Raw genomic sequence first — 15,975 nt, 5'->3', positions numbered from 1 at the left:
GCCGTGCTCCAGGGTGGGCTCGACGCGGCGGTCGACGAGCGGGGGGTGCAGTGCGGCGCGACACCGGCAGCGATCGTGTCGATCAGTCGACCGTGCCCGACCTGCGTGACCGAGGACGGCCGGCGTCGATGCGTGACCCGGTGCTGCTGTTGACGGCCGCAAGCGCCGGCGATCCCGAGGCCTGGGAGGAGCTGTACGCCCGCCACGCCGGCCGCCTGGTGCTGTTCCTGAGCTGGCTCCCCACCGCGGACCGGTCGCTCTCCCCGCAGGATCTGGCCGCGCGGGCCTGGTTGATGGCCGCCTCCGAGCTCCCGAGGTCCCGGTCGGCCACTCGCGATTTCGAGGGCTGGCTGTTCGGCCTGGCCCGCCGTCAGGCAGTGGGACGTGGTCGGACGAGCATCGACGGCCGTCGCCCGCGGATCGAGGTGGATGCCGACCGGTCGAGGGGCCGGACAGGTTCGCCGACGGGGTCTCCGGCAGGCCACGCGAGAGTCGACCAGCTCCAGCGGGCCCTGGATGACCTGGACGCCCGCCACGCTGAGGTCGTGACCTGTGTGGACGTCGTAGGGCTCAGCACGCGGTCGACCGCGACGGCCCTCGGCATGACCCGGGTGGGGGTCCGTCTCGTCCGCCGACGGGCGCTGCGTCGTCTGAGCACGTTGCTCGACGAGTCGCTGCAGCGGACGGGGAACTGAGGACGACTCGACGCCGGTAGCGACTCGACGACGACCTCTCCTCGACCGCTTGCTGCATCAGCGACACATCGGGGCCCCTCCAGGCGCCTCTCCACGGCTGAGGTGGGCCCGTCCCGTCTCTGTGAGGACGAGCGTTCCGCGTCATCGACGGCAGCGTGCCGTGCTCACGAGCTAGCCAGTGATCGCGAAAGGTTGCGGCGCTCGTGCCTTGGCCGACGGCGGGTTCTCGGGGTGAGCCGGCGCAGACTCACAGGGCTCTGATCGCGGTGCCGAAGTCGGCCAGCGCTGCCCGGTAGAACCGGGGTCCGTAGGAGACGCGGGCTACACCCATGTCTCTCAGGGTCGCGAGGCTGAGGTGCGGGTTGCTGTTGCCGTTGATGGGGCTGTCGATGCCGGCGATGAGCTGCGCCAGGACGGTGGGGTCGCCGACACCGATGGGGTAGATGCAGTCGGCGCCTGCGTCGCGGTACAGCCGGCCGCGGCGGATGGCTTCGGCGACGCGCTCGTCATCTGGGACCGGACTGTTCGGGAAGAAGACGTCGACTCGGGCGTTGATGACCAGCGGTACGCCGGATGCGTCCGCCGCGGAGCGGACGTCGGCCAGCCAGCGTGCTTGCTCGTCGGCGTCCTTGAGTCCTCCGACGACGTGGTCGCTGTCTTCGAGGTTGCACCCGACGACGTCGATCTCGAGGAGCCGGCGAACCAGGTCGGCTGGCGCGATCCCGTAGCCGGCCTCGGCGTCCATGGTGACCGGTACGGAGACCGCCTTGGCGATGCGTCGGTTCGCAGCGAACATCTCTTCCCAGGGAGCTGCTTCCCCGTCTGGGTAGCCGAGCATGGCCGATACGGCTGCGCTGGCGGTTGCGACGGCTGCGAACCCTGCTTCTTCGACGACCTGGGCGCTGGCGGCGTCCCATGCGTTGGGGAGGACGAGCATGTCGCCGGTGTGGAGGCGTCTGAGGGTCTCGGCGAGCCCGGCGAGCCTGTCGATGTCGTTGTTGTTGATGGTCATTCGCCTGGTCCTGTCAGGTTGTGGGTGCGCGCTTGCCCGGCTCCCGGTTGGCCGGCCCGAGGGGGTGGTCCTGAGCCGGCAGTTCACCGCAGCGTCGACAGAGGACAGGGCGATGCGCAACCGTGGCCGCCCCAGGGGCTGAGGCAGTCGCCAGGGCGACCCGGTGGTGCTCGGTTTCTGGGGGATGCGGACGGTCACGCCTAGTCTTCGGCGGACTTGACCTCGACCAGAACGACGTTGACGTCGCCGGCGAGGAGCTCCCAGGAGTGGTCGAACGAGGTGTCCTGCCACACGACGGCCCCCGGGTTGAGGTCGACGAGCGAGGTGGTGCCGTCGGGCCAGGTGACCTTCTGGCGCCCGGAGCCGAGGTTGACGACGACCATCGGGGCGTGTGAGTGCATGTCGTTCTTCCAGCCCTGGGAGGCGCGTGCCTGGATGACGCGTACGTGCTCGTTCTCGAAGAGGATCTCGTGGCAGTCGGGGTCGACGATCGTGGCGTGCTGTGCCTGAGCGGTGTTCGTCATGGGTTCCGGCTCCTTCTCGTGGCGCCCGGGTGGGCGCGGTCGGTAGGCGCAACCACGGGTGTGGCGACGCTCGTGAGGTGGCGATCTCAGGTCGTGCGGTTGCGTTGGATCGCTTCCGCGATCTTCGCGATGCGCTGGAGTCGCGCGTCCCAGGTCTTGCCAACGGCATCGAGTTGGGCGACGGCACGGGCCAGTTGGGCTTGGTCGACCTCGTAGCGGCGTTCTCGACCAACAGTGGTCATGCGCACCAGGCCGACTCGATCCAGGACGTTCAGGTGCTTGGTGACGGCCTGGCGGGTGATGGGAAGCTCGTCGCTCAGCGATGTCGCTGTGCCGTCGCCCGCGAGCAGCAGGTCGACCATGCGCCTGCGGGTGGGGTCGCCGATCGCCGACCAGAGGTCATCGTCGACGACGGGACTCACGCGCTGGCCCCGACCCGGGCCGTGTAGGTGACCAGACGGGAAAGGAAGAGGTCCCATCCCGTCGTGTGAGCGCTGTACGTCTCGTCCCGGACCGATGCGTCCCAAGCCTTGTCCGCGAAGCCCGACTCGGAGAACCGCAGCAGGGTGCCGTCGCCCGCAGGGACGAGGTCGAACGTCACCAGGAGGGACCTCGGCGAGGTCCCCGGCTGGCCTGCGTCCTGGATCCACCGGAACGAGAAGCGGTTCGGGGGGTCCTCGTCGATGACGGTGAGGGTCTCGGACTTGCTCTCGTCGGCGCCGAACGTGATGCGGATCGTGCCGGCCTGGTCTGACGCGTCGGCTCCGTCCGACCACCACTCCCGCATGTGCTCGGGGGTGCTCACGACCTCGTAGACGACGTCGGGCGTCGCATCGATCCGTACTTCGCGTGCAATGGTGTCCCGCTCCATGTCGGTCCTCCTCGAGGTTGCAACCTTTGGTTGCACATGACCGTACGGCGCAGAGGGGCGAAATGCAACCTTCGGTTGCGTCACTCCGAATCCGAGCACTCAGTGATGACGGCCAGCGAGGTGGTGGTGGTGGCCGAGTCGGCCCTCGGCCCGCCGCGGCAGCTTCGCAGAAGAGCGACGACCATGCCGCCTTGCGGGCTGGACGGACCAGGCGCCGACAGTCGGCCTAGCCGGCCGTGGGCGGCTCCTGGCCACGAGGACTGTCACCACTGGGAGTGTGCAGTTCCACGCTCAGCACCGGGGCTGGACGTCACCCGCCCATGGGAGGAGTGACCACCGACCCGAGCCCCCACCAGTGAGCAGATCAGGACGCTGAACGCCCCCCAAGCGGTCTCTCGGACCCGAGACGTCCGCGTTCCGGCTGTTCAGCGCCCTGATGACTCCGACCCTAGGGGCGGCCACGTGACACACCGTTGCTCCAGAAGTGTGAATCGGCTGGACCCATGATGAGTCCGTGTGCGCCGAACCCGCCTTCCACACCGTGCTCGCCGCCGCCATCCAGACCCGCGGCACCACCCTCGCGGCCCTGCGGGTCCGACTCGCCGAACGGGGCAACCCGGTCAGCCCCGCCACGCTGAGCTACTGGCGCTCGGGTCGCCGCCGCCCCGAGGGCGCCGCATCGCTGGCTGCCGTTGAGGATCTCGAGCAGTTGTTGGACCTGCCTCGCGGGCACCTGACCTCTCGCCTCGGCCCATCCCGCCGACCGGGACCACCCGGCCGACGGGCTGACGTCCACGAGGTCGTCGCCGACCAGGCCGCGCTGGTGGAACAGGCCCTCAGCGACCTCGACCTGTCGGGACCGCTGGACCTCAGCGACGAGGCGCTGCACATCGTGGTCGAGGTCGACGCGAAGCGCTGCGTCAGGCACATCACCATCCGTGGCGTCTGGCGTTCCCTCAGGGAGGGAGCGCAACGCCTACCGCTGCTCTACGTCAACGACGGTCCCATCGTCGCGATGCCCGAGATCACCGTCGCGGGAGGGCGTCTTGGCCGCGACCTCTCGCGCCCCGAACTCGGGCTGGTCGCGATCGAGTTCATCTTGGACCGACCGCTCCCGGTCGGTCAGGAGACGATCGCGGAGCAACGCACCCGGTTCCTCGACGACCTCACCGACACCCACTACGAGCACTACCTCCGCAAGAAGCTCGCTGACCTCACGCTCTGGGTCCGGTTCGACCCGGAACAGCTCCCGACCACGGTCACGAGCTACACCGTCATCGACGACATCGAGACCGCAGAGCAGCTCAGCCTCGACGGCACCACCAACGCATCACGGTTCTTGCGCCCTTTCGGACCAGGACGCGCCGGCATCCGGTGGACCTGGGACTAGTTCCGCTGTGCGTGAGTGCCGGCGCGACGGTGCCGTCGTCAGCCCCGGTCGTGCGGGTCCTCGGCGCCGAGCCACGTCGCGTGGCCGTCGAGGACGCGGGCGACCGCGCCGTTGGGCACCGGGACCCACGAGGGCGTGCGGGACGTGGCCACCCCGAGGTCGTCGAGCGCGGCCCGGATGGCGTCGCCATGGCTGACCAGGACGGTGCCGTCGCGGACTCCGCCCACCGCCTCGGCCATGCGGGTGCGGAGCTGGTACGGCGACTCGCCGCCGGCCACGGGCAGGTGGGGGTCGGACCAGTTATGGGTCTCGGCCGCGGCCCACGTCTCGGCGTACGGCCGCCCCTCGAGGTCGCCGAGGTGCTGCTCGCGCAGGCGCTCGTCGAGGACGGGCTCGCCGTCGAACACCCCGCCGAGGACGTCGGCCAGGATCTTGGCGGTCTCGCGGGCGCGGACCAGGTCGCTGGTGCGGATCTGCGCCACCCGTTCGCCTGGGGCGAGGTCGGCGCGGATCAGCTCCCCGGCGGCCCGCGCCTGCGCCCGGCCGAGGTCGGTCAGGCGCGGGGCCACGGTCTGGCCCTGGGTGAGCTCGAGGAGGTTCCACTCGGACTGGCCGTGCCGCACGAGGTAGTACGGGCGGCGGGGCACGCGCGGGATCATGCCGGAGCCGCATCTTGGTAGCCTCAGCGGGCCAGCGACCTCGACCGAGGTCAGGGAACCCGGTGAGAATCCGGGACTGACGCGCAGCGGTGTGGGTGACGGGCGGGACACGACCGGGCATGCCCGGTCAGCCACTGGGTCCGCGAGGACCTGGGAAGGCGTGCCGACCCGGTTGATCCCGAGTCCGAAGACCTGCTGGCCCTGGTGGCGCGGTGCCGCCAGGAGGCTCCGGGCGACGCGCAGCAGCCCCTGACGACGGAGCTGCTGATGGCTCACGCGATGACGGTGCGGGACCGCACCGACCTGTGCCCGGGCGTCTTCCGCCCGTGGCCCGCCGAGGACGGGGGGCTGGTGCGGCTGCGGCCGACCGGCGGCCTGCTGCCCAGTCGGGCGCTGGTCGACCTGGTCGGGGTGGCCGAGGCGTACGGCGACGGGCGGGTCCACCTGACCAGCCGCGCCAACGTGCAGCTGCGGGCGCTGCCGCTCGAGGACGGCGCGGTCCCCGGGGAGGTCGTCGACGCGATCGAGGCGACCGGCCTGCTGCCCTCGCGCTCGCACGAGCTGGTCCGCAACATCATGGTGTCCCCGCAGAGCGGCTTCTGGGCGGGCAGGGTCGACCTGCGGCCGCTGGCCGACGAGCTGGACCGGCTGCTGTGCGCGGACCCGAGGCTGGCCGGGCTGCCGGGCCGGTTCCTGTTCGTGCTCGACGACGGGCGCGGCGACCTGCTGGACCGGACCCTGGACCTGGGCGTCGTCGGGGTCTCGCCCGCCGCCGTACAGCTGCGGCTCGGTTCCGAGCACTGGGGCGCGATGGTGCCGGTGGCCCGGGCGGCAGCGGAGCTGGTCGCGCTGGCGCACGTGTTCCTGGACGCCCGCGGTGAGGGCCCCGAGGCCCCGTGGCACGTCGACGAGCTGGGCGCGCCGCTCGAGCCGCCGTGCGAGCGGTACTGGGGGATCGGCGCCGAGCAGCCGCCGCTGCCCGACGGGGAGGTCCCGGGCGGCGTGCACCACGTCGTGGCCGACGGGGCCGTCGACCGGGCGCTGGCCGAGACCGTCGCGGCGGCCAAGGACGTCGTGGTCGTGACCCCGTGGCGCGGACTCTTCGTGCCGGACCGGGTGCGGCAGTGAGCGCGCTGCAGCCGCCGCCGCGGCGCTACGCCTACCAGACCGACGGGCCGTCGATCTACGTCGAGTCCTTCGCCACCATCCGGCGTGAGGCCCAGCTCGCGGCCGTCCCGTCGTCGGCCGAGCAGCTGGCGGTGCGGATGGTCCACGGCAGCGGCCAGGTCGACCTGGTCGACGACCTCGTCGTCCACCCCGACGTCGTCCCGCGGGCGCGCGCCGCCCTCGCCCTCGGGGCGCCGATCCTGTGCGACGCCCGGATGGTGGCGGTCGGCATCACGGCCGGGCGCCTGCCGGCCGACAACGCGGTGCACTGCTTCCTCGGCGACGAGCGGGTGCCGGAGCTGGCCAGGTCCTGGGGCACCACGCGCACCGCGGCCGCGGTGTCGCTGTGGGAGCCGCTGCTCGACGGCGCGGTGGTGGCCATCGGCAACGCGCCCACCGCCCTGTTCCACCTGCTCGAGATGCTGGTCGCGGGCGCGCCCCGGCCGGCCGCGATCATCGGGTGTCCCGTCGGCTTCGTGGGGGCGGTGGAGTCCAAGGACGCGCTGGCGTCGTTCGCCGCGGACCACGGCATCGACGTGCCGTTCGTGACCGTGCGGGGCCGGCGCGGTGGCAGCGCCATCACGTCGTCCGCGGTCAACGCGCTGGCCTCGGAGGTGGAGTGATGACGGCGTCGTCGGCCGGTCGCTTCTCGATCGTGGGTGTCGGCCCGGGCGACCCGGAGCTGGTCACGCTCAAGGCGGCCCGCCTCATCGGCGAGGCGGACGTCGTCGCCTTCCACGCAGGGGTGCGCAAGTCCTCCCACGCCCGCCGGATCGCCGGCGACCTGGTCCGCCCGGGCACGGTGGAGGAGGAGCTGCGCTATCCCGTCACCACGGGGACGACCGAGCACCCCGGCGGGTACGACGGCGCCATGGCCGACTTCTACGCCGCGTGCGCCGACCGGCTCGCCGCCCACCTCGAGGCCGGGCGGCACGTCGTGCTGCTGGCCGAGGGCGACCCGCTGTTCTACGGCTCCCCGATGGCCATGCACGACCGGCTGGCCGAGAGGTTCGAGACCCAGGTCGTCCCGGGCGTGCCGGCCTTCGCCGCGGCCACGGCGACCGCGCACACGCCGCTGGTCCGCCACACCGATGTGCTGACCGTCCTGCCCGGCACGCTGCCCGAGCCGGAGCTCGCGCGACGCCTGGCCGACACCCAGGGCGCGGTGGTCATGAAGCTCGGCCGCACCTTCCCCGCCGTGCGCCGCGCGCTCGAGGCCGCCGGCCGGCTGGAGGGTGCGGTGTACGTCGAGCGCGCCTCGATGGCCGACGAGCGCCGGCTGCCGGTCGCCGACGTGGACCCGGACACGGTGCCGTACTTCTCGCTGGTCGTGGTGCCCGGCGACACCGCCCACCGCGCCCCTGCCCCCGCACCGACCGCGGCCGCGGAGCCGGCCGCGGAGCTGCTGGTGGTCGGGCTCGGCCCGGGGCCGGACGGCTGGCTCACGCCCGAGGCGGCCGAGGCGCTGGCCGAGGTCTCGCACGTGGTCGGCTACGCGCCGTACGTCGACCGCGTGCCGCAGCGGCCCGGCCTGCAGCGGCACGCGTCGGGCAACACCGTCGAGCTCGACCGCGCCCGGTTCGCCCTCGACCTGGCCCTGCGCGGCGAGCGGATCGCGGTCGTCTCGGGCGGCGACGCGGGCGTGTTCGGGATGGCGGCCGCGGTCTTCGAGGCCGCCGAGGACCCGGCCTACGCCGGCGTCGCCGTGCGGGTGCTGCCGGGCGTGAGCGCCGTGCAGGCGGTCGCGGCCCGGGCCGGCGCGCCGGTCGGCGGCGACTTCGCGGTGGTGAGCCTCTCGGACCGGCTCAAGCCGTGGCCGGTCATCGAGCGGCGCCTGCGCGCGATCGCCGAGGCCGACCTGGTCCTCGCGGTCTACAACCCGGCCTCGCGGTCGCGCCGCGACCAGCTGGTCGCGGCCCAGAAGACGCTGCTCGAGGTGCTGCCCGCGGAGCGTCCCGTCGTGGTCGGCCGCGCGGTCGGGCGCGCCGAGGAGTCGCTCACGGTCACCACGCTCGGGGAGCTGGACGCCGACACCGTCGACATGTCGTCGCTGCTGATCGTGGGCTCGTCGGGGACGAGCGTCAGTCGGTCCGGACGCGTGTGGACGAGTAGAGGTGTGACTCCACCGCGCTGACGTCGTCGCGGGCCAGGGCCCGCCCGACCAGGATGACGGCGGCCTGGCGCAGGCCGGCCGCCTCGACCTGGTCGGCGATGTCGGCCAGGGTGCCGTGCAGGACCCGCTCGCCGGGCTGGGAGGCGCGGAAGACGACGACGACCGGGCAGTCCGCGCCGTGGTGCTCGACCAGCTCGGCGGCGAGCTCACGGACGCGGGTGATCGCCAAGTGCAGCACCAGGGTGGCGCGGGTCGCCGCGAAGGCGGCCAGCGACTCGGTCTGCGGCATCGCGGTCGACTGCGCCTGCGTCCTGGTGAGGACCACGGACTGGGCGACCTCGGGGACGGTCAGCTCCCGGCCGACGAGAGCGGCCGCGGCGGCGTACGCCGGCACGCCGGGCGTCACGTCCCACGGCACGCCGGCCGCGTCGAGGCGCCGGGTCTGCTCGGCCACCGCGGAGTAGAGCGACGGGTCGCCCGAGGTCAGGCGGACCACGTCGCGGCCCGCCGCGTGTGCGGCTACCAGGTGCGCGACGATCGCGTCCAGGTCGAGGCCCTGGGTGTCGACGCGCTCGGCGTCCGCGCGGCAGTGGCCGAGGACCTCGGCGTCGAGGTAGGTGCCCGGGTAGAGCACCACGTCGGCCCGGGCCAGCATCGCCGCGGCGCGCAGCGTGAGCAGGTCGGCGGCCCCGGGCCCGGCCCCCACGAAGTGGACGGTCACGGCCTGCTCCACGCCCACTGGACCACGGGCCGCGCCGGCGTCCAGCCCGTGAACCCGGCCAGCGGCTCGGCGCGCTCGACCGACAGCCGGGTCAGCTCGCCCCCGTGCTCGGCGTACTGCTCGAGCAGCAGGCGCTCGGTCTCCAGGGTCACGCCGTGCACCACGACCCGACCGCCCGGCCGCAGTCGCTCGCGGCAGGTGTCCAGGACGCCGGGTGCCGTCGCGCCGCCGCCGACGAAGACGGCGTCCGGGTCCGGCAGGTCCTCGAGGGCCTCGGGCGCCCGGCCGGTCACGACCTCCAGCCCCGGCACGCCCAGCGTGGCCGCGTTGCGCCCGATCCGCTGCGCGCGCGTCGCGTCGGCCTCCACGGCGACCGCCCGGGCCAGGGGGTGGCTGCGCAACCACTCGATGCCGACCGAGCCGGCCCCGGCGCCGACGTCCCACAGCAGTGCGCCCGGGTACGGCGCGAGGCGGGCCAGCGCCGAGGCCCGCAGATCGCGCTTGGTCAGCTGACCGTCGTGCTCGTAGGCCTCGTCGGGCAGCCCCGCGGTCCACTGGCCGGTGGCCGGACCGCGCAGCTCCAGGGCCAGCACGTGCAGCCGCGGGGCGATCGGACCGCCCTCGGCCGCGGTGGCGGCGTTGCGCGTCTCCAGGTCGGTGCCGAGGTCGCCCAGGGCGGTCATCACCGTGGCGCCGTAGTCGGCCTCCACCAGCAGCCGGGCCACGGCCTGCGGCGTGTGCTCGTCGGAGGACAGCACCAGCACCCGGTGCCCGGGCGCCAGGTGGCGCAGCACGGCCTCGAGCCGGCGGCCGACCACAGTCACGACCTCCGCGTCGTCCCAGTGCATCCGCGCGCGGGCCAGCGACACCGACGACACCGTCGGCACCACCGTGAGGCGGTCGGGTCCGAGCGTGCGCAGCAGGGTGGAGGCGATGCCCGAGACGTAGGGGTCGCCGGAGGCCAGCACGACGAGCTCGCGGTCGGCGTACGCCTCCAGCGGCGCGAGCGAGAACGGGCTCGGCCACGCCACCCGCTCCTGACCGGCCACGTCCGGGAGCAGTCCGAGCTGGCGGGTCGAGCCGAGCACGACCGACGCGTGCGAGACGAGCTCGCGCGCGGGGTCGCCCAGCCCGGGCCAGCCGTCGGCGGGCACCCCGACGACCGTCACGCGAGAGGGCAGGGCGGCGACCACGGGGCGTGACGCTATCGTGGCGCGCAGCTCCGAGGTGCCCCGAGGCTTGGGGAGAATCTGGGAAGCCGGTGAGAGTCCGGCACAGGCCCGCTGCGGTGACCAGGCGACGCACGACCCGACCTGGAAGTCCGAAGACCGGCCTCGGGGCGGTTCACCCCCAAGGCGAGCGAGCGGGAGCCTCACGTGCCGAAGCAGTACCCCTTCTCTGCGGTGGTCGGGTCCGAGGACATGGCCCTCGCCCTGGTGCTGACCACGATCTCGCCGGACGTCGGCGGCGTGCTCGTCCGCGGCGAGAAGGGCACCGCGAAGTCCACCATCGTGCGCGCCCTCGCCTCGGTGCTGCCGCCCATCGAGGTGGTCGCCGGCGACCGGTTCTCCTCCGATCCCCGCGACCCGGCGCCGCTGTCGCCGGACGGGCCCTTCGCCGCCGACGCCGCCACCGAGTCGCGCCCGGTCCGCCTGGTCGAGCTCCCCGTCGGCGCCACCGAGGACCGGGTGCTCGGCTCGCTGCACCTGGAGCGCGCGCTGTCGGAGGGCAGGGCGGAGTACGAGCCCGGGCTCCTCGCCCGCGCCCACCGCGGGATCCTGTACGTCGACGAGGTCAACCTCCTCCACGACCACCTCGTCGACCTGCTCCTCGACGCCGCCGCCATGGGCCGCTCGACGGTGGAGCGCGACGGCGTCTCGGTCGAGCACGCCGCCCACTTCGTCCTCGTCGGCACCATGAACCCGGAGGAGGGGGAGCTCCGACCGCAGCTGCTGGACCGCTTCGGGCTCACCGTCGAGGTCGCCGCCCCCCGCGACCCCGCCGCCCGGGTCGAGGTGGTCCGCCGCCGGATGGCCTTCGACCGCGACCCCGACGCGTTCGCCGCGTCGTACGCCGACGCCGAGCGCACTCTCACCGACCGCATCCAGGCCGCCCAGGCCCTGGTCGGCGACGTGGTCCTCTCCGACGCCGCGCTGCTGAAGATCGCCGAGGTCTGCGCGGCCTTCGACGTCGACGGCATGCGCGCCGACCTGGTCATCGCCCGCACCGCCGCCGCCCACGCGGCCTGGCACGGCCGCACCGCGGTGACCCGCGAGGACATCCGGGCCGCGGCCCGGCTGGCCCTGCCGCACCGCCGGCGCCGCAACCCCTTCGACGCCCCCGGGCTGGACGAGGAGCTGCTCGACCAGGTGCTCGGCGACCCCGAACCCGACCCCGAGCCCGAGCCGCCGACGCCCGACCGCGAGCCCGGCGCGGATGCCGAGGACGCCGGGGCCGCCGACGGCTCCGGTCCGGAGCCCTCGGCGTCCGGGAGCGACCCGACCGAGCCCGCCGACGGGCCCGCCGACGGCGCCGCCGATCCCCAGGCGGCACCCGCCCAGGACCCGTCGACCGAGCAGCCCGAGCAGCCCACGCCGCCCGCGCCGCCCGCGCCCGCCCCGCTCGGCGCCGGGGACGACGCCACGACGACGGTGGCCGCCGGCGCGCCGTACCGCACCCGGCTCTTCGCCGTCCGCGGCGTCGGCTCGGGGGAGTCCGGACGCCGCAGCCGAGCCGTCACCGAGACCGGGCGGCGGATCGGCGCGCGCCCCGGCACCCGCGGCCCGGTGCACGTCACCGAGACCGTGCGCACCGCGGCGCCGCACCAGCTCGCCCGTGGTCGGACCGGCGGCCCGCTCCGCTTCCTGCCGCAGGACCTGCGGGTCGCCGACCGGGAGGGTCACGAGTCCAACCTGGTGCTCTTCTGCGTCGACGCCTCCGGCTCGATGGCCGCCCGGCGGCGGATGGAGCAGGTCAAGACGGCCATCCTCAGCCTGCTGCTCGACGCCTACCAGCGGCGCGACAAGGTCGGCCTCGTGACCTTCCGCGGGCAGGAGGCCGAACTGGTCCTCCCGCCCACGCGCTCGGTGGACATCGCCGCCCGCCGCCTCGACGCACTGCCCGCCGGCGGCCGCACGCCCCTCGCGGAGGGGCTCCTCGAGGCCGCCCGGGTCGTCGAGCTCGAGCGCGTCCGCGACCCGCGCCGCCGCCCGCTGCTCGTCCTGGTCACCGACGGCCGCGCCACCGCTGGCGCCGACCCGGTCGGCCGCTCCCGCGCGGTCGCCGAGGGGCTGGCCCGCGCCGGTCTCGCCACGCTCGTCGTCGACTGCGAGAACGGCCCCTTCCGCCTCGGCCTGGCCCGCGTGCTCGCCGACCACCTGCGCGCCGACCACGTCCCCGTCGCGGAGGTCACCGCCTCGGTCCTGACCGCCGCCGTGAACGAGAGGGTGGCCTGAGGTGCCGCAGGGACAACCCGTCGCCGTGCCGGATGACGGCCTCACCACGGCCCAGCGCCGCCAGCTGCCGCTGCTCATGGTCCACACCGGCGACGGCAAGGGGAAGTCGACCGCCGCCTTCGGGCTGGCCATCCGCGCCTGGAACCAGGGCTGGGACATCGGCGTGTTCCAGTTCGTGAAGTCCGCCAAGTGGCGCATCGGCGAGCAGACCGTCCTCGAGCGCCTCGGCGAGCTGCACCGCGAGACCGGCGAGGGCGGCCCGGTCGAGTGGCACAAGATGGGCGCCGGCTGGTCGTGGTCGCGCAAGGCCGGCGAGGAGGCCGACCACGCCACCGAGGCCGCCGAGGGCTGGGCCGAGGTCAAGCGCCGGCTCGCCGCCGAGGCCCACGACCTCTACGTGCTCGACGAGTTCACCTACCCCATGGCCTGGGGCTGGGTGGACGTCGACGACGTCGTGGAGACGCTCGCGCACCGCCCCGGTCGCCAGTACGTCGTGGTCACCGGGCGCCGCGCCGACCCACGGCTCGTCGACGTCGCCGACCTCGTCACCGAGATGACCAAGGTCAAGCACCAGATGGACCGCGGCCAGAAGGGTCAGCGAGGCATCGAGTGGTAGCGCCGTGGTGAGCCTGCCGCGCCTGGTCGTCGCCGCACCCGGGACCGGGCAGGGCAAGACCACGGTCGCCACCGGACTGATGGCGGCGCTGCGCCGCCGCGGCACCGTGGTCAGCGGCCACAAGGTCGGGCCGGACTACATCGACCCCGGCTACCACGCGGTCGCCACCGGGCGACCGGGCCGCAACCTCGACCCGCACCTGGTGGGGGAGGAGCGGCTGGTGCCGCTGCTCCTGCACGGCGCGCGCCGCGCGGACCTCGCGGTCGTCGAGGGTGTCATGGGCCTCTACGACGGGCGCGTCGGCCACGCCGGCTTCGCCTCCACCGCGCACGTCGCGCGGGCGACGTCGAGCCCGGTGGTGCTGGTCGTCGACATCTCCCGCGCCTCGCGCACCATCGGCGCCGTCGTGCACGGGCTCGCGACCTACGAGGCCGGGGTCGACGTCGTCGGCGTCGTCCTCAACAACGCGGGCTCACCCCGGCACGCGGCCGAGGTCGCCGAGTCGGTCCGGCTCCCGGTCCTGGGCGTCGTCCCGCGCGCCGCCGCGCTGGCCACCCCGTCGCGGCACCTGGGGCTGGTGCCGGCGGCGGAGCGGGACGGCGCGGTCGAGGTCGTCGAGGCCTGGGCCGACGCGGTGGGCGAGCACGTCGACCTGGACGCCGTCCTCGCGGTGGCGAGCACGGCGCCGGACCTCGACGGCACCGCGTGGGACCCGCGGGCCGAGGTTGAGCCGGTGGCCGGGCGACCCGTGGTCGCGGTGGCCGGCGGCAGGGCGTTCACGTTCCGGTACGCCGAGACGGAGGAGCTGCTCCGGGCGGCCGGGTGCGAGGTGGCGACGTTCGACCCGATGGTCGACGCGCACCTGCCCGACGGCACCGCGGCGATCTACCTCGGAGGTGGCTTCCCCGAGGTGCACGCGCGCGAGCTCACCGACAACGTGGTGCTCCGGCGCGAGCTCGCGGCGGCGCTCGCGGACGGCGTCCCGACCGTGGCCGAGTGCGCCGGGTTGCTGTACTTGTGCGGGTCACTGGACTCCTCTCCCATGGTGGGCTCGATCGAGGCGACGGCGGCCATGACCGAGCGGCTGACGCTGAGATATCCGACGATGACCGCGGCCACCGACAACCTGCTGTCCCGGAAGGGTGAGTTGTCCACAGGCCACGAGTTCCACCGCACCCACACGGCCCCGGAGCGCGGCGCCCACGCGGCTTGGACGGTCGAGGGACGCGACGTCGGCTTCGCCGGACCGACCCTGCACGCGTCGTACCTCCACACCCACTGGGCCGGCCACCCGGTCATGGCCCAGCGGTTCGCCGAGGCCGCCGCCGGCCGTGGTTGACCTCCACCACCACGGCGACCGCGAGGTCGGCGCCGGCCTCCTCGACCTAGCGGTCAACGTGCACGACGGCCCGCGGCCGGCCTGGCTCGACGACGCGCTGCGCCGCAGCCTGGACGACGCGAGCGCCTACCCCGACCCCACCGGGGCCGAGGCCGCGCTGGCTCGACACCACGACCGGGAGCCGGCCGAGGTGCTGGCCACCGCCGGCGCCGCCGAGGCCTTCACGCTCGTCGCGCGGTGGCGGCGGTGGCGGCGCCCGGTCGTGGTGCACCCGCAGTTCACCGAACCGCACGCGGCCCTGGTCGCGGCCGGCCACGAGGTCACCGAGGTGATCCTCGAGGCGCCGTTCGCGCTCGACCCCGACCGCGTGCCGGACGACGCGGACCTCGTGGTCGTCGGCAACCCGACCAACCCCACCGGCGTGCTCCACGCGAGGGAGACGCTCGAGCGGCTGCGGCGGCCCGGCCGGGTGGTTGTCGTCGACGAGGCGTTCATGGACGCCGTCCCCGACGAGCCCGCGACCCTCGCGACCGCGACGACGCCGGGGCTGGTGGTGCTGCGCAGCCTCACCAAGCACTGGGGCATCCCGGGCGTCCGCGCCGGCTACCTGCTCGCCGAGGCCGCAGCCGTGGCCGAGCTGCGCCGCCAGCAGACGCCGTGGTCGGTCTCCAGCGCCGCCATCGCGGCGATGCGGGCCTGCTCCACGCCGGAGGCGTCGACGGAGAGCACCCGCCGCGCCCACGAGCTCCAGCGGTGGCGCGCCCACCTGCAGCGACGGCTGACCGAGCACGGCGTCGAGCACGTCGGCTCGCGCGCGCCGTTCGTCCTGGCCCGCGTCGGCGCGGGCGTGCACGCCGCGCTGCGCGAGCGCGGCATCGCCGTACGACGGGCCGACACCTTCCCCGGTCTGGACGCCAGCTGGGTGCGGATCGCGGTGCGCAGACCCGAGGTGGCCGACCACCTGGTGAGCGCTCTGTCGACGGTGACCGCGAGGGGCTAGAGTGCCCGTGCGGGCACGAGGAAGCCGGTGGGAATCCGGCGCAGTCGCGCTACTGTGACACCGCCTCCGGGCGGTGGAGCCAGACCCGAGTGTCCGCCACACCCCATCGAGCAGGGACGCAGAATCCCTGAGGAGGACACATGGCTCAGTCCACGCCCGTCGCCGTTCCGGTCGCGGTTCCCACCATCCCGTTCCGCGAGCTCCTGCCCTGGGCGCTCTTCTTCGGGTTGCTCGGGCTCGTCGTCATCTTCTTCGTCAGCGCCGACCAGGGCGCGGTCTCCATCCCGGCCGGCAACGCCATCCACGAGTGGGTGCACGACGGTCGGCACGTGCTGGGCTACCCCTGCCACTGAGCCCGCCGGCGCCCTCGCGCTGATCGCGTCCGTGGCCGAGCCGCGCGGCGCCTGCTGACC

Annotated in this window: 15 protein-coding genes, 1 pseudogene and 2 riboswitches; of the genes and pseudogenes, 9 read left to right on the top strand and 7 right to left on the bottom strand. The window is 74.2% G+C overall.

Translation table 11 applies throughout. The features are described from left to right. The first annotated feature begins 50 nt into the window (after nt 1-50). A complete protein-coding gene (locus tag G5V58_RS13500) occupies nt 51-695 on the top strand; it encodes an RNA polymerase sigma factor (RefSeq protein ID WP_165233525.1) in 645 nt (214 codons plus the stop codon). 247 nt (nt 696-942) lie between these two features. Here G5V58_RS13500 and G5V58_RS13495 read toward each other — a convergent pair whose 3' ends face one another. The 4 genes from G5V58_RS13495 to G5V58_RS13480 form a co-directional block, all read right to left on the bottom strand. Beyond that, nucleotides 943-1,707, bottom strand: coding sequence for an isocitrate lyase/PEP mutase family protein (locus tag G5V58_RS13495; protein WP_165233522.1), 765 nt, complete (start codon nt 1,705-1,707; stop codon nt 943-945). 200 nt (nt 1,708-1,907) lie between these two features. Continuing rightward, a complete protein-coding gene (locus tag G5V58_RS13490) occupies nt 1,908-2,231 on the bottom strand; it encodes a hypothetical protein (RefSeq protein ID WP_165233519.1) in 324 nt (107 codons plus the stop codon). A gap of 86 nt (nt 2,232-2,317) precedes the next feature. Further along, the gene (locus G5V58_RS13485) at nt 2,318-2,653 is read right to left on the bottom strand and encodes an ArsR/SmtB family transcription factor (RefSeq protein ID WP_230486613.1); all 336 of its coding nucleotides are present in this window, start codon (nt 2,651-2,653) and stop codon (nt 2,318-2,320) included. Beyond that, a complete protein-coding gene (locus G5V58_RS13480) occupies nt 2,650-3,102 on the bottom strand; it encodes an SRPBCC domain-containing protein (protein ID WP_165233514.1) in 453 nt (150 codons plus the stop codon). Before G5V58_RS13480 ends, G5V58_RS13485 begins: the two co-directional genes overlap by 4 nt. A 514-nt stretch (nt 3,103-3,616) precedes the next feature. On the opposite strand from G5V58_RS13480, the gene G5V58_RS13475 reads away from it, so the two are divergent. Continuing rightward, complete coding sequence (locus G5V58_RS13475; protein ID WP_165233511.1) at nt 3,617-4,492, top strand: hypothetical protein; 876 nt, start codon at nt 3,617-3,619, stop codon at nt 4,490-4,492. Nucleotides 4,493-4,530: 38 nt separating this feature from the next. On the opposite strand, the gene G5V58_RS13470 is transcribed toward G5V58_RS13475, so the two are convergent. Continuing rightward, the gene (locus tag G5V58_RS13470; protein ID WP_165233508.1) at nt 4,531-5,139 is read right to left on the bottom strand and encodes a histidine phosphatase family protein; all 609 of its coding nucleotides are present in this window, start codon (nt 5,137-5,139) and stop codon (nt 4,531-4,533) included. A gap of 27 nt (nt 5,140-5,166) precedes the next feature. Continuing rightward, a riboswitch (cobalamin riboswitch) is annotated at nt 5,167-5,365 on the top strand. Nucleotides 5,366-5,430: 65 nt separating this feature from the next. On the opposite strand from G5V58_RS13470, the gene G5V58_RS13465 reads away from it, so the two are divergent. Genes G5V58_RS13465 through G5V58_RS13455 form a run of 3 tightly spaced genes read left to right on the top strand, consistent with a single transcriptional unit; the run spans nt 5,431 to nt 8,452 of the window. Beyond that, a complete protein-coding gene (locus G5V58_RS13465; RefSeq protein WP_230486612.1) occupies nt 5,431-6,279 on the top strand; it encodes a nitrite reductase in 849 nt (282 codons plus the stop codon). Further along, on the top strand, nt 6,276-6,941 hold the full coding sequence (locus G5V58_RS13460) for a precorrin-8X methylmutase (protein WP_165233504.1): 666 nt from the start codon (nt 6,276-6,278) through the stop codon (nt 6,939-6,941). The genes G5V58_RS13465 and G5V58_RS13460 overlap by 4 nt, the downstream gene beginning before the upstream one ends. Then, nucleotides 6,941-8,452, top strand: a complete 1,512-nt coding sequence (locus G5V58_RS13455; protein ID WP_165233502.1) for a precorrin-2 C(20)-methyltransferase — start codon at nt 6,941-6,943, stop codon at nt 8,450-8,452. The genes G5V58_RS13460 and G5V58_RS13455 overlap by 1 nt, the downstream gene beginning before the upstream one ends. On the opposite strand, the gene cobM is transcribed toward G5V58_RS13455, so the two are convergent. Continuing rightward, on the bottom strand, nt 8,400-9,152 hold the full coding sequence (cobM, locus tag G5V58_RS13450; protein WP_230486611.1) for a precorrin-4 C(11)-methyltransferase: 753 nt from the start codon (nt 9,150-9,152) through the stop codon (nt 8,400-8,402). The two genes, G5V58_RS13455 and cobM, sit on opposite strands and share 53 nt — an antisense overlap. Next, on the bottom strand, nt 9,149-10,345 hold the full coding sequence (gene cbiE, locus G5V58_RS13445) for a precorrin-6y C5,15-methyltransferase (decarboxylating) subunit CbiE (RefSeq protein WP_230486610.1): 1,197 nt from the start codon (nt 10,343-10,345) through the stop codon (nt 9,149-9,151). The genes cobM and cbiE overlap by 4 nt, the downstream gene beginning before the upstream one ends. Before the next feature lie 15 nt (nt 10,346-10,360). Beyond that, nucleotides 10,361-10,503: riboswitch (cobalamin riboswitch) on the top strand. A 25-nt stretch (nt 10,504-10,528) separates the two neighbouring features. Here cbiE and G5V58_RS13440 point away from each other — a divergent pair. The 4 genes and pseudogenes from G5V58_RS13440 to G5V58_RS13425 all read left to right on the top strand — a co-directional run bounded on the left by G5V58_RS13440 (nt 10,529) and on the right by G5V58_RS13425 (nt 15,915). Next, complete coding sequence (locus G5V58_RS13440) at nt 10,529-12,607, top strand: VWA domain-containing protein (protein WP_230486609.1); 2,079 nt, start codon at nt 10,529-10,531, stop codon at nt 12,605-12,607. Between the two features lies 1 nt (nt 12,608). Next, the gene (gene cobO, locus G5V58_RS13435; protein ID WP_165233498.1) at nt 12,609-13,223 is read left to right on the top strand and encodes a cob(I)yrinic acid a,c-diamide adenosyltransferase; all 615 of its coding nucleotides are present in this window, start codon (nt 12,609-12,611) and stop codon (nt 13,221-13,223) included. Nucleotides 13,224-13,230: 7 nt separating this feature from the next. After that, nucleotides 13,231-15,562, top strand: a pseudogene (locus tag G5V58_RS26730) (cobyrinate a,c-diamide synthase). A 140-nt stretch (nt 15,563-15,702) separates the two neighbouring features. Then, entirely contained in the window at nt 15,703-15,915 is a 213-nt protein-coding gene (locus G5V58_RS13425) for a CbtB domain-containing protein (protein ID WP_165233496.1), read from the top strand. Nucleotides 15,916-15,975 lie beyond the last annotated feature (60 nt).

This window comes from Nocardioides anomalus (assembly GCF_011046535.1).
GTDB lineage: Bacteria > Actinomycetota > Actinomycetes > Propionibacteriales > Nocardioidaceae > Nocardioides > Nocardioides anomalus.
Note: the sequence above shows the minus strand (reverse complement) of the source record. Positions and strands in the feature narration are given on the sequence as shown.